This window comes from Streptomyces sp. FXJ1.172 (assembly GCF_001636945.3).
Taxonomy (GTDB): Bacteria; Actinomycetota; Actinomycetes; order Streptomycetales; family Streptomycetaceae; genus Streptomyces.
In genome coordinates, this window is the sequence record NZ_CP119133.2 from 3306489 (window position 1) to 3318561 (window position 12073).

Below are 12073 nucleotides of genomic sequence, written 5' to 3' on the forward strand. Positions count from 1 at the left end.
AGCGTACGAGTCAGCCCGCCGTGGGCGCAGTGGCCGTCTCGGCCGGAAACAGGCCGAGCCGGTGCGCCAGCGCCGCCGCCTCCCCTCTGCCCGAGACGCCGAGCTTGCTCAGGATGTTGGAGACGTGGACGCTCGCCGTCTTCGGGGAGATGAACAGCTCCTCGGCTATCTGGCGGTTGGTGCGGCCGGCCGAGACCAGGCGCAGGACGTCCCGCTCCCGGCTGGTCAGGCCCAGGGACGCGGCCGGGTCGGCGGCGAGGGCCTGGCGCGGGGCGTGGGTCAGGCTGAGGCGGGCGCGCTGGGCGAGAGTGGTGACCGCGTCGGCGAGGGGGCGGGCGCCGAGGTGGGCGGCGACCGCCCCGGACAGCCGCAGCAGGTCCACCGCGCGGTCGCGTTCATCGTCGCCGCCGTCGGCGAGGAGGGCCGCGGCGAGGCGGTGACGGACCCGGGCGAGGTCGTAGGGGCGGTCCAGGCACTCGAAGGCGGTGACCACCGGCGACCAGGCGTCGGTGGTGTCCATGCCCTGCGCGCGCAGCAGTTCGGCTCGGGTCCACTGCTCGTAGGCCTGCCACAGCGGGACGCCGGTGGTGAGGTTGCGGACGGCCACGACGAGGCGGTCGAGGGTCTCTTGCCGGCCGGGCCGGGCGGCGGGCAGGGTGCGGGTGTCGGCCTCGGCGGTGGCGGCCGCCAGCAGCAGCGGCCAGCCGTAGCGGTGGGTGCCGGGCGGGAACCCGGCGTCCAGGGCCTGGAGCAGCTCGGCGCGGACGTCGTCGATGCGGCCCTCGGCGGCGGCGAGGCCGAGGGTGATACGCGCCACCGGCAGGGAGTGCTGGGGCATGGGGTCGTGGGTGCCGTAATGGGCGCGGGCCGCCGTGAGGTGCCGGTCGGCCTCGGCGAGGTCGCCGCGGGCCAGGGCGAGGTAGGCCAGGCGCAGGGCGCCCTGGCCGCGGGCCTTGGCGCTGTGGCCGCCCCGGGCCGTGTGGGCGGCGGCCTCGGCGGCCTGGGGCCACTGGCCGAGTGCGTAGAGCACCTCGGAGAGGTTGCCCCGGATCCAGTCCTCGGAGTCCAGCAGCCCGTGCGCGCGGGCGAAGGCGATGCCCTCGTGCAGCAGCGGGACGGCCTCCCGGTCGCGGCCGACGCTCTGCAGCTCGGACGGCAGGTTCACATAGGCGCGGCCCGCGACCTGGAACACGCCCTCGGCGAGGGTGTCCCGCAGCACCTGCCGCATCTCCGCGAGGCCGGTCCGGGTGTCGCCGGAGTCGACCTTGAGACCGCCGAGGGTGAGCCGCGCGTGCAGTTCGGTGTCGCGGGCGCCCACCATGCGCGCGTACTCCACGGCCCGCTCGGCCGCGGCGAAGGCCTCGGGTCCCGGCCGGTGCAGCATGGACCAGTTGGCGACGAGGGCGAGGACCTCGGCGTGCACCTCCGAGGGCGGCAGGCCGCGCACCAGGTCCTGGGCGGTGGCCAGTTCCTGCCAGCCGTCGCCGCGGGCCAGGGCCTGGACCAGGCGGGAGCGCTGGATCCAGAACCAGGCGGCGCGCTGGGGGTCGCCCTTGCCCGAACCGTGCGGAGCGCCGGGCGGAGGGTTCGGGTCGTCCTCCAGGAGGCGCAGCGCGCGCTTGGTGATCTTCAGCGCGCGTTCCCGCTCGCCGCCGAAGCGGCCCGCGACGGCGGCCTCGGCCATCAGGTCGAGATAGCGCAGCGGTGTGGTGGCCGGGTCGCAGCCGCACGGCGGGTAGTCCTCGGTGTAGTCCACCGGGCGCAGGGCGGAGCGCACCTCCTCGGGGGCGCTGTCCCACAGCTCCATCGCCCGCTCCAGGAGCCCCAGTTGCTCGGTGTAGGCATGCCGGCGGCGGGCCGCGACGGAGGCGTCCAGGACGGCGGGCAGGGCCTTGGCGGCGTCACGCGCGTGGTACCAGTAGCTGGCCAGGCGCGTCACGCGCGCGTCGGCCGGGACCAGCGCGGGGTCCGCCTCCAGGGCCTCGGCGTAGCGGCGGTTGAGCCGGGAGCGTTCGCCGGGCAGCAGGTCGTCGGCGACGGCCTCGCGGACCAGGGAGTGCCGGAAGCGGTAGCCGTCGCCGGCCGGGGTGACCGTGAGGATGTTGGCGCCGACGGCGGCCCGCAGCGCCTCGATGAGGTCGTCCTCGGTGAGCTGGGCGACGGCGGCGATCAGCCGGTACTCCACGGTGGAGCCGCCCTCGGCGACGATCCGGGCGACCCGCTGGGCGCTCTCGGGCAGCCGCTCCACCCGGACCAGGAGCAGATCGCGCAGGGAGTCGGTGAGGCCGGTGCAGCGGCCCTCGCAGCCGGCGACGGCGAGTTCCTCGACGAAGAAGGCGTTGCCGTCGGAGCGTTCGAAGATCACGTCCACCCGGGCGGGGTCGGGCTCGGCGGCGAGGATGCCGGCGATCTGGCGGCCGACCTCCTCGCGGGTGAAGCGGGCGAGTTCGATGCGGCGGACGGTGCGCAGCCGGTCGAGTTCGGCGAGCAGGGGGCGCAGCGGGTGGCGGCGGTGGATGTCGTCCGAGCGGTAGCTGGCGAGCACGAGGAGCCGGCCGGCGCGCAGGGTGCGCAACAGGTAGGCGAGGAGATGGCGGGTGGAGGCGTCGGCCCAGTGCAGGTCCTCCAGGACGAACACGACCGGCTGCTCGGCGGCGACGCGCTCCAGCAGCCGGGCGGTCAGCTCGAACAGGCGGGCCATGCCCTGCTCGTCGTGGCGGCCGGCGCCGGCCTCGCCCAGGTCGGGCAGGAGCCGGGCCAGCTCCTCCTCCTGTCCGTGCGCGGCCGTGGCGAACTGCTCGGGCAGGGCGTCGCGCAGGGCGCGCAGCGCGGTGGAGAAGGGGGCGAACGGCAGCCCGTCCGCGCCGACCTCGACGCAGCCGCCGACGGCCACCACGGCACGCCGGCCGGCGCCCGCGGCGAACTCCTCGACGAGGCGGGTCTTGCCGACGCCGGCCTCACCGCCGAGCAGCAGCGCCTGTGGCTCGCCGGCGGCGGCGCGGGCGAGCGCTTCGTTCAGCGTGTCCAACTCGTCGGTGCGGCCGACGAACACGGGACTGACGGACCTGGTCTCCACGGGCCCGAGCATCGCACGAGGTCCGGGGAGCGGGTCACTGGTTTTCCACAGGTCCGGTGCGATCGTCGTACTGACAGCCGGGATGGTCGTAGCGAGGGACGGAAGGCGGCCGACCCCCGTACGGCCTCCTTCCGTCCCGCCCCGGCCCGCCGGCCCGGGGTTCACGCGGTGCGTGGGAGCCGGAGCCGGCGGGGCCGTTCGGTATGGGACTCGGCACCCGTGCCGTCGTGACCGGCCGGCTGCGGGTCGCGGGCGTCGCGGCGGGCCCGGGTGACGGAGCGCACCAGCCGCGCGTGCTCGGCCTCGCGCATCAGCTGGGCGGCGCGGGCCTTGAGATCCATCTCGAGCATGGCGTTTCCTTCGGGAGAGGCGGTGTCGTGCTTCGCGTTCTGCGATGCCTCCACCCTCGTCTCCCAGGGGGGTGTGCCACATCGGGAGAGTTCCGTATCTTCGCGCCGCTCACGGGCCGCACGCGCGCGTAAGGGGCCTCAGGGAATCCGTAAGGTGCTCATGATCGCCTAAGGCCCCCCGGGACCTGTGGTTCCTCAGCTCGCCGAGGGCAGGCCGAGCAGCGCGTCGGAGTACTTGAGGACGGCCAGGAGCAGGCCGATGACACCGAGCGAGATGCCCGCCCAGGCGACCGACTTGATCCAGGGCGCCTGCGGGCGGCCCGGAACGCCGAACGCGGGCCGGGCGAGCACGACCACGCCGGTCAGCAGTGCGGCCAGCGCGAACAGACCGGCCCACAGTGCGGTGCTGTGCCAGGCGTCGCCGTAGACCGCCTTGATCTGCTTGGCGACGGCCGCGGTGGAGGAGGTGTGCAGCTGGCCGATGAGCTGCTGGCGGGCGCCCGCGACGGTGCCGATCCAGCCGCCGCTGAGCGAGACCAGGCCCAGCGCGGCGGAGACGACGGCGCCGGCGCCCTGTCCGACTCCGGAGGGCACCTTCTCCTGCGCCGGTTCCTGCTCCTCGTCGGCGTCCTCGAGCGCCTCCTCCTCGAGAGCTTCCTGCTCAAGAGCTTCCTGCCCGGCGGCGTCCTCGTGTCCGGCGTCCGCCGGCGCGGCGCCCTCCTCAGGATCCTTCGCGGCCACCGCCGCCGTCTCGTCGCCCTGCGCCTGTGCCTCGGTGCCGGGAGCGCCCGTCCCGGCGTCTTCGTCTGTCTTCGTAGCCATGCCTGGCACCGTACGGACGCTGTCTGAGAGGTCTCTTAATGATCGAATGTCAGGGTGCGTCGTGTGCGGCACGCGCGCGTGCCGCACGCCATTCGGGGGCGAGGACCGACCAGATCTCGGTGCTGGTGCGCACGCCCCGGTGCGGGTAGTTCTCGCGGAGCACGCCCTCGCGGACCATGCCGAGCCGCCGGGCCACGTTGATGCTGGGCTCGTTGGCCGGGGAGACGTGCCACTCCGCACGGTGCATGCCGCGTTCCTCGAAGGCCCAGTCCAGCAGCACCCGCATGCCCCGCGTGACCAGTCCGCGACCGGCCGCCGCCGGCTCCAGCCAGCAGCCCGCCTCGCACACACCGCCCGGGGTGTCCCAGACGCGGAACAGCAGCCCGCCCACCAGCGTGCCGTCCAGCCAGATGCCGTGCAGACTCCCGCCGTCGGCGGCCCGCTTGTGGGCGTACGACGTCACCCACGCACGCGCTCCGTCCAGGTCGGACACCACCTCCGCCAGCCCGATGTGCCGGCCGATGAACTCCCGTCCCCGGTCGATGCAGGCGAGGACCTCCTCTGCGTGCCACACCTCCAGGGGCCGCAGCTCGGCGCCGTCATCACCCAGGGATATCGCGTACATCGTGCTCCTGTTCCTCGCCCAGCCGTGCCATCGAAACGGTCCCGAGCCTCTCATGCGCGGTGCGGCACTCGGGCGGCTCGATGCTGATGCGCGGCAGGCGGCGCTCCAGCCAGGCGGGCAGCCACCAGTTGGCGGCGCCGAGCAGATGCATCAGCGCGGGCACGAGCAGCGTGCGCAGCACGAACGCGTCGAGGGCGACGGCGGAGGCCAGCGCGATGCCGAACATGGCGATGACCCGGTCACCGCTGAGCACGAAGGCGAGGAAGACCGAGATCATGATGACCGCGGCGGAGTTGATGACCCGGCTGGTCTCGGCGAGGCCCACGCGGACGGCGCGCCGGTTGTCGCCGGTCTCCAGCCATTCCTCGTACATCCGGCTGACCAGGAAGACCTGGTAGTCCATGGAGAGGCCGAAGAGGACCGAGACCATGATCACCGGGAGGAAGGGCTCGATGGGCCCGGCCCGGCCGAGGCCGAGCAGTTCGCTGCCCCAGCCCCACTGGAAGACGGCGACGACGACGCCGAACGCGGCGGCCACGGCGGCGATGTTCATCACGGCTGCCTTCAGCGGGATGCCGAGCGAGCGGAACGCGACGAGCAGCAGGAGACAGCCGAGCCCGATGACCGCGCCGACGAACAGCGGCAGTTTGCCGACAATCACATCCGCGAAGTCGTCGTAGCCGGCCGTGACCCCGCCGACCTGGATGTCGAGGGAGGTACCGGTCTGCGCGCGGGGCAGCACCTGGTTGCGCAGCCGGTCCACGAGGTCGCTGGTGTCCTGCGACTGGGGCGCCGAGGCGGGGACGACCGTGAGGTAGGCGGTCCCGCCGCCGGTGTCGTAGGTGACCGGGGTGACGGAGGCCACACCCCGGGTGGCGCGCAGCGTGGTGTCGAGGCCGTCCAGGACGAGCTTGTCGGCGGCTCCGTCCACCCGGGTCACCAGGGTGAGCGGCCCGTTCACGCCGGGCCCGAAGCCCTCGGCGAGCAGGTCGTAGGCCTTGCGGGTGGTGGAGGTGCGGGGGTCGTTGCCCTGGTCGGAGGTGCCGAGGTGCAGGGAGAGGGTGGGCAGCGCGAGTACGGCGATGACGGCGACGGCGAACGCGCCGAGCAGCTTGGGGCGGCGTTCGACCAGCGCCGACCACCGGGCGGCGAGGCCCGTGGGCAGCTCCGGGTGCGGCCCGTGCGCGGCGAGCCGGCGCCGCTCGCGGCGGCTGAGGGCGCGCGGTCCGATGTACGACAGCAGGGCGGGCAGCAGCGTGACCGAGGCGGCGACGGTGAGCACCACCGTCAACGAGGCCGCCACGGCGACCCCGTTGAGGAAGCCCAGCCGCAGTATCAGCATCCCCAGCAGGGCGATGCACACCGTCGCACCCGCGAACACCACGGCTCGTCCGGTGGTGGCCACGGCGTTCACGGCGGCCTCGGTGGCGCTCAGGCCGCGTTTGAGACCGCGCCGGTGTCTGGTCACTATGAACAGCGCGTAGTCGATGCCGACGCCGAGGCCGATGAGCATGCCGAGCATGGGCGCGAAGTCGGCGACGGTCATGGCATGTCCGAGCAGCCCGATGCCGGCGTACGCGGTGCCGACACCGACCAGCGCCGTGGCGATGGGCAGCAGGGAGGCGGCGAGCGAACCGAAGGCGAGGAACAGCACGACGGCGGCGACGAGCACACCGACCAGCTCGGCGGTGTGCTCGCGCGGGGAGGCGGTGAGTGCTATCGCGTCGCCGCCCAGTTCCACCTGGAGCCCGTCGCGTTCGGCCGCCTTGGCGGTGCGCACCACGGCCTGCGCCTCGGACTTGCCGATCTCCTCGGACGGCCGGCCGAAGGTGACGGTGGCGTAGGCCGTACGACCGTCGTCGCTGATCCGGTGCGCGCCCGCACGGCCGTACGGGCCGGACACCGAGGCCACACCGGGCAGGGCGGAGATCCGGTCGAGGGTGCGGGTCATGGCCTGCTCGACGCCGGTGTCCCGGACGGTGCCGCCCGCGGTGTGCCAGACAACGGTGTCGCTGTCCCCGCCCAGGCCCGGGAAGCCCTGCTTGAGCAGCTGCTCCGCCCTGCCGGACTCGGTGCCCGGGACCTGGTAGTCGTTCGAGTACGACGTACCGGCGACGGCGGCGGCCGCGCTCGTCCCACCGAAGGCGAGGAGCCACAGCAGCACGGCGATCAGCCGATGCCGGACACACCAACGGGCGAGGTCTGCCACGGACGTGCTCCCAGGATGACGATTTGTGGATCTTTGGCCGGGAACGATCGTCCATAAACTGAACAGCCCGCAAAGAACGGATGAGCAATCGCAGGACACTCTTGCAGGCGAAAGTGATCGTTTGCCGCGTTCGTGGGCTTCTTCACACGAGTGGGAGGCAGGTCACAGGACAGTTGGGCGAACTCTGTCGCCTCCCCGCTCACTTCAGTCGAACTGGTCCCCCAGCGCCATGACCATCGTCCCGGCGATCATCAGCCACAGGGCCCTGCGGGTACGGCCTCTGGCTCCGAGCAGCGCGGCGAGGGCGCACACGAGGGCACCGAGGGCGTAGGCGGCGGGAACGCGCGCGGGAGCGGAACCGGTGAGCTTGAACAGGGAGGCGGCGAGACCGGCGAGGGTCAGCAGCACTCCGGTACCGGCGGCCAGCCAGCGGGCCTGCCGGGCCTGTCCGACGTGGTCCGCCAGGTCCTCCGCTTCGGTTATGGCGGGTTCGGTGCCGGAATCGGTACGTGCGCTCATGGCGGGCGAGCGTAGCGCCTTTGGCCGGGAAGCAGAGAAGAGGCCCCGGAGGACATGCCTCCGGGGCCTCACCGAACGCGGGTTCAGCCTTCGCCGACACCCAGCTTCTGAAGGATCAGCTCCTTGACGCGGGCCGCGTCGGCCTGCCCCCGGGTGGCCTTCATGACGGCGCCGACCAGGGCGCCGGCCGCGGCCACCTTGCCGCCGCGGATCTTGTCCGCGATGGCCGGGTTGCCGGCGATGGCCTCCTCGACGGCGGTGGTCAGCGCGCCCTCGTCGGAGACGACCTTCAGGCCGCGCTTGTCGACGACCTCGTCCGGGGTGCCCTCGCCCGCGAGGACGCCCTCGATGACCTGACGGGCCAGCTTGTCGTTCAGGTCGCCCTTCGCGACCAGCTCGGTGACCCGGGCCACCTGCTGCGGCGTGATGGCCAGCTCGTCCAGCGCCTTGCCGGACTCGTTGGCGCTGCGCGCCAGTTCGCCCATCCACCACTTGCGGGCCGAGGCCGCGTCGGCACCGGCGTCGATCGTGGCGACGATCGGGTCCAGCGCACCGGCGTTGAGGATCGCCTGCATGTCGGTGGCCGAGATGCCCCACTCGGCGAGCAGCCGGGTGCGGCGGGCCAGCGGCATCTCGGGCAGGGCCGCGCGGATCTCCTCGACCCACTCGCGGGAGGGGGCCACCGGCACCAGGTCCGGCTCGGGGAAGTACCGGTAGTCCTCGGCCTCTTCCTTCACGCGGCCCGAGGTCGTGGACCCGGTGTCCTCGTGGAAGTGGCGGGTCTCCTGGACGATCGTGCCGCCGCCGGAGAGCACGGCCGCGTGGCGCATGATCTCGAAGCGGGCCGCACGCTCCACCGAGCGCAGGGAGTTGACGTTCTTCGTCTCGGAGCGCGTGCCGAACTTCTCGCTGCCCTTGGGCATCAGCGACAGGTTCACGTCGCAGCGCATCTGGCCCATCTCCATACGGGCCTCGGACACGCCGAGGGCCCGGATGACCTCGCGCAGCTCACGGACGTACGCCTTCGCCACCTCGGGGGCGCGCTCGCCGGCGCCGACGATGGGCTTGGTGACGATCTCGATGAGCGGGATGCCCGCGCGGTTGTAGTCGAGCAGGGAGTGGGACGCGCCGTGGATACGGCCCGTGGCGCCGCCGACGTGCGTCGACTTGCCGGTGTCCTCCTCCATGTGGGCGCGCTCGATCTCCACGCGGAAGGTCTCGCCGTCCTCCAGCTGTACGTCGAGGTAGCCGTTGAAGGCGATCGGCTCGTCGTACTGGGAGGTCTGGAAGTTCTTCGGCATGTCCGGATAGAAGTAGTTCTTCCGGGCGAAGCGGCACCATTCGGCGATCTCGCAGTTCAGCGCGAGGCCGATCTTGATCGCGGACTCGACGCCGGTCGCGTTGACGACCGGGAGCGCGCCGGGCAGGCCGAGGCAGGTCGGGCAGGTCTGCGAGTTAGGGTCGGCACCCAGCTCGGTCGAACACCCGCAGAACATCTTGGTCTTGGTGCCGAGTTCGACATGGACCTCGAGGCCCATGACGGGGTCGTACGACGCCAGCGCGTCCTCGTACGACACCAGGTCGGTCGTGGTGGTCACGGTGAAAACTTCCCTCTCAGCCCAGCAGGACGTCGTCGTCGCCCAGCCGCTTCAGCTCGCGGTAGAGGATCGCGAGGCCGGTCACGATCGCCGCGGCGGAGACCGTGGCGTCGATCAGCCGCAGCGTGTCGTGCTCGGCGCGGGCCTTCTTGATCTGCTTGGCGACACCGACCGCGCCGAACGCGGTGGTGGCCATGGACAGGTACGTACCGGACTTGGACTTCTTGAAGCCCTTGGCCTTGGACAGTGCGCTCACAGTGACGGAGCCTCCTCCAGCAGCGGGTGTCCCCACTTTTCCACGAAGGCGGCCTCGACGGCGGCGCCCACCTTGTACAGGCGGTCGTCCTGCAGCGCCGGGGCGATGATCTGCAGGCCGACCGGGAGGTTGTCCTCCGGGGCGAGGCCGCACGGCAGGGACATGGCCGCGTTGCCCGCCAGGTTGGTCGGGATGGTGCACAGGTCCGCGAGGTACATCGCCATCGGGTCGTCGGCGCGCTCGCCGATCGCGAAGGCGGTGGTAGGCGTCGTCGGCGAGACGATGACGTCGACCTGCTCGAAGGCCTTCTCGAAGTCCCGCGTGATGAGCGTGCGGACCTTCTGCGCGGAGCCGTAGTACGCGTCGTAGTACCCGCTCGACAGGGCGTACGTGCCGAGCATGATGCGGCGCTTGACCTCGGGACCGAAGCCGGCCTCGCGGGTCAGGGAGGTGACCTCCTCGGCCGAGTGACCGCCGTCGTCGCCAGTCCGCAGGCCGTAGCGCAGGCCGTCGAAGCGGGCGAGGTTGGAGGAGCACTCGGACGGCGCGATCAAGTAGTACGCCGACAGGGCGAGGTCGAAGGACGGGCAGTCCAGCTCGACGATCTCGGCGCCCAGCTCCTTCAGCAGGGCGACGGACTCGTCGAAGCGCTGGATGACACCGGCCTGGTAGCCCTCGCCGCGGAACTGCTTGACGACGCCGACGCGCATGCCCGCGACACTGCCGTTGCGGGCGGCCTCGACGACCGGAGGGACCGGGGCGTCGATGGAGGTGGAGTCCAGCGGGTCGTGCCCGGCGATGACCTCGTGCAGCAGGGCCGCGTCGAGGACCGTACGGGCACAGGGGCCGCCCTGGTCCAGGGAGGACGAGAAGGCGACCATGCCGAAACGGGAGACCGCGCCGTACGTCGGCTTCACGCCGACCGTGCCGGTGACGGCCGCCGGCTGGCGGATGGAGCCGCCGGTGTCGGTGCCGATGGCGAGCGGGGCCTCGAAGGAGGCGAGCGCGGCGGAGGAACCGCCGCCGGAGCCGCCGGGGATCTTGGTGAGGTCCCACGGGTTGCCGGTCGGGCCGTAGGCGCTGTTCTCCGTCGACGACCCCATGGCGAACTCGTCCATGTTGGTCTTGCCGAGGATGACGACGTCGGCGGCCTTCAGGCGCTTGGTGAGCGTCGCGTCGTACGGCGGGATCCAGCCCTCGAGGATCTTCGAACCGACGGTCGTGGGCACGCCCTCGGTGGTGAAGATGTCCTTGAGCGCGAGCGGGACGCCGGCCAGCGGGCCGAGCTTCTCGCCGCGGGCCCGCTTCTCGTCCACGGCGCGGGCCTGGGCGAGGGCGCCCTCGCGGTCGACGTGCAGGAAGGCGTGCACCTTCTCGTCGACGGCCTCGATGCGGGCGAGGTGGGCCTCGGTGACCTCGACGGCCGTCAGTTCGCCGGAGGCGATCTTCTCGGCGATCTGCGCGGCCGTGAGCTTGATGATGTTGCTGTCCGTCATGGCGGTCACTCCTCCCCCAGGATCTGCGGCACCTTGAAACGCTGCTGCTCCTGGGCCGGGGCGCCACTGAGCGCCTGCTCGGGGGTGAGCGAGGGACGGACCTCGTCCGCGCGCATGACGTTCGTCAGCGGGAGCGGGTGCGAGGTCGGCGGTACGTCTTGGTCGGCGACCTCGCTGACGCGGGCGACCGCGCCGATGATGTCGTCCAGCTGTCCCGCGAAGTGGTCGAGTTCTTCGGGCTTCAGCTCCAGACGCGCCAGCCGGGCGAGGTGGGCGACCTCCTCGCGCGTGATGCCAGGCATGCAGCGATCCTCTGGGGTGAGTGTGTGTGGTTTGGGGCCAATCCTATGGGGCGGGGCCGGGTGGCCGTGAAACGGTTTCCCCGGTCACCCGCCCGTCAGCCCCGGCGGCCCTCCCAGACCTCGCTCTTGAGGAAGTGGTTGTCGTACCGGTCCTGCACCTCGAGGATGCTCTCCGGGGTGGCCTCACCGAGGCGGATGCGCTGGAGGTGGCGGAAGTACTCGAAGCGCTCGATGCCCGGTGCGAAGACGATGAGGATGTCCGCCGTGGAGTCCGGGAGGGCGGCGAAGGCGTGCGGTTTCTCCGGCGGGACGATGACGAGATCGCCGCGCTCGGCGGTGACGATGTCGTCGCCGGAGAGGATCTCGGCGGCCCCGTCGAGCAGGTAGAACATCTCTGCCCCGGTGTGGTGGAGGTGGGGCCGCGCGCCGTCGGCGCCCTCCGCCAGGGTGACGCGCACGGTGGACATTGCCCCTCCGGTCGCACTGTTGTCGGCCAGCAGCCGGACGCCGACGGGGGCGCCTCCGACCACCTCGGCATCGGCACCGCGGACGATCACGGAATCGTCGAACTCCGGCACGAACAGTGACATGACGTTTCCCCTTTGCAGTGTCCTCGGACCACGAGGAGCAGTCCGGCAATGATCAGTACAACGACCACGGTGGCGAAGTGGATCCCCAAGACGACGGCTTTCGTGCCGCCGCCTCGCAGGACGATCAGGCCCTTGACCGGCAGACGGGCGCGGGCGTCGCCGCGCGGGCCGGCCGGGACACCGTGACCGGCCGCCGGGATCGAGTACAGCCGGCCGGTCCTCCACAGCCA

The 12073-nt window shown here is 72.1% G+C and carries 11 protein-coding genes and 1 pseudogene; all 12 read right to left on the minus strand.

Translation table 11 applies throughout. The features are described from left to right. Positions 1-10: 10 nt before the first annotated feature. The gene (locus tag A6P39_RS14480; protein ID WP_107304246.1) at positions 11-3088 is read right to left on the minus strand and encodes a helix-turn-helix transcriptional regulator; all 3078 of its coding nucleotides are present in this window, start codon (positions 3086-3088) and stop codon (positions 11-13) included. Between the two features lie 149 nt (positions 3089-3237). Further along, positions 3238-3426 carry a hypothetical protein gene (locus A6P39_RS14485; protein ID WP_067040603.1) on the minus strand — a complete coding sequence of 63 codons (189 nt, stop codon included), beginning with the start codon at positions 3424-3426 and terminating at the stop codon, positions 3238-3240. Positions 3427-3621: 195 nt separating this feature from the next. Then, positions 3622-4248, minus strand: coding sequence for a hypothetical protein (locus A6P39_RS14490; protein WP_067040605.1), 627 nt, complete (start codon positions 4246-4248; stop codon positions 3622-3624). A gap of 49 nt (positions 4249-4297) precedes the next feature. Beyond that, on the minus strand, positions 4298-4873 hold the full coding sequence (locus A6P39_RS14495; RefSeq protein ID WP_067040608.1) for a GNAT family N-acetyltransferase: 576 nt from the start codon (positions 4871-4873) through the stop codon (positions 4298-4300). Further along, on the minus strand, positions 4851-7082 hold the full coding sequence (locus A6P39_RS14500; RefSeq protein ID WP_067040610.1) for an MMPL family transporter: 2232 nt from the start codon (positions 7080-7082) through the stop codon (positions 4851-4853). The genes A6P39_RS14495 and A6P39_RS14500 overlap by 23 nt, the downstream gene beginning before the upstream one ends. Before the next feature lie 204 nt (positions 7083-7286). Further along, positions 7287-7601 carry a hypothetical protein gene (locus tag A6P39_RS14505; protein WP_067040612.1) on the minus strand — a complete coding sequence of 105 codons (315 nt, stop codon included), beginning with the start codon at positions 7599-7601 and terminating at the stop codon, positions 7287-7289. An 83-nt stretch (positions 7602-7684) separates the two neighbouring features. Further along, entirely contained in the window at positions 7685-9199 is a 1515-nt protein-coding gene (gatB, locus tag A6P39_RS14510) for an Asp-tRNA(Asn)/Glu-tRNA(Gln) amidotransferase subunit GatB (protein WP_067040614.1), read from the minus strand. 16 nt (positions 9200-9215) lie between these two features. After that, positions 9216-9455 carry a hypothetical protein gene (locus A6P39_RS14515; RefSeq protein ID WP_067040616.1) on the minus strand — a complete coding sequence of 80 codons (240 nt, stop codon included), beginning with the start codon at positions 9453-9455 and terminating at the stop codon, positions 9216-9218. Continuing rightward, positions 9452-10951 carry an Asp-tRNA(Asn)/Glu-tRNA(Gln) amidotransferase subunit GatA gene (gene gatA, locus A6P39_RS14520; RefSeq protein ID WP_067040618.1) on the minus strand — a complete coding sequence of 500 codons (1500 nt, stop codon included), beginning with the start codon at positions 10949-10951 and terminating at the stop codon, positions 9452-9454. Before gatA ends, A6P39_RS14515 begins: the two co-directional genes overlap by 4 nt. 5 nt (positions 10952-10956) lie before the next feature. Next, the gene (gatC, locus tag A6P39_RS14525; RefSeq protein ID WP_006130840.1) at positions 10957-11253 is read right to left on the minus strand and encodes an Asp-tRNA(Asn)/Glu-tRNA(Gln) amidotransferase subunit GatC; all 297 of its coding nucleotides are present in this window, start codon (positions 11251-11253) and stop codon (positions 10957-10959) included. A 95-nt stretch (positions 11254-11348) separates the two neighbouring features. Next, a complete protein-coding gene (locus A6P39_RS14530) occupies positions 11349-11843 on the minus strand; it encodes a cupin domain-containing protein (RefSeq protein WP_067040621.1) in 495 nt (164 codons plus the stop codon). A 26-nt stretch (positions 11844-11869) separates the two neighbouring features. After that, positions 11870-12037: pseudogene (locus A6P39_RS45500) on the minus strand (DUF4267 domain-containing protein); the annotation flags it as partial. Positions 12038-12073: the final 36 nt, after the last annotated feature.

What these genes read in the sequence shown, in the direction of transcription:
- A6P39_RS14480 (WP_107304246.1), bottom strand. Translation starts at nt 3,088, where the DNA reads ATGCTCGGGCCCGTGGAGACCAGGTCCGTCAGTCCCGTGTTCGTCGGC.
- A6P39_RS14485 (WP_067040603.1), bottom strand. Translation starts at nt 3,426, where the DNA reads ATGCTCGAGATGGATCTCAAGGCCCGCGCCGCCCAGCTGATGCGCGAG.
- A6P39_RS14490 (WP_067040605.1), bottom strand. Translation starts at nt 4,248, where the DNA reads ATGGCTACGAAGACAGACGAAGACGCCGGGACGGGCGCTCCCGGCACC.
- A6P39_RS14495 (WP_067040608.1), bottom strand. Translation starts at nt 4,873, where the DNA reads ATGTACGCGATATCCCTGGGTGATGACGGCGCCGAGCTGCGGCCCCTG.
- A6P39_RS14505 (WP_067040612.1), bottom strand. Translation starts at nt 7,601, where the DNA reads ATGAGCGCACGTACCGATTCCGGCACCGAACCCGCCATAACCGAAGCG.
- gatA (WP_067040618.1), bottom strand. Translation starts at nt 10,951, where the DNA reads ATGACGGACAGCAACATCATCAAGCTCACGGCCGCGCAGATCGCCGAG.
- gatC (WP_006130840.1), bottom strand. Translation starts at nt 11,253, where the DNA reads ATGCCTGGCATCACGCGCGAGGAGGTCGCCCACCTCGCCCGGCTGGCG.
- A6P39_RS14530 (WP_067040621.1), bottom strand. Translation starts at nt 11,843, where the DNA reads ATGTCACTGTTCGTGCCGGAGTTCGACGATTCCGTGATCGTCCGCGGT.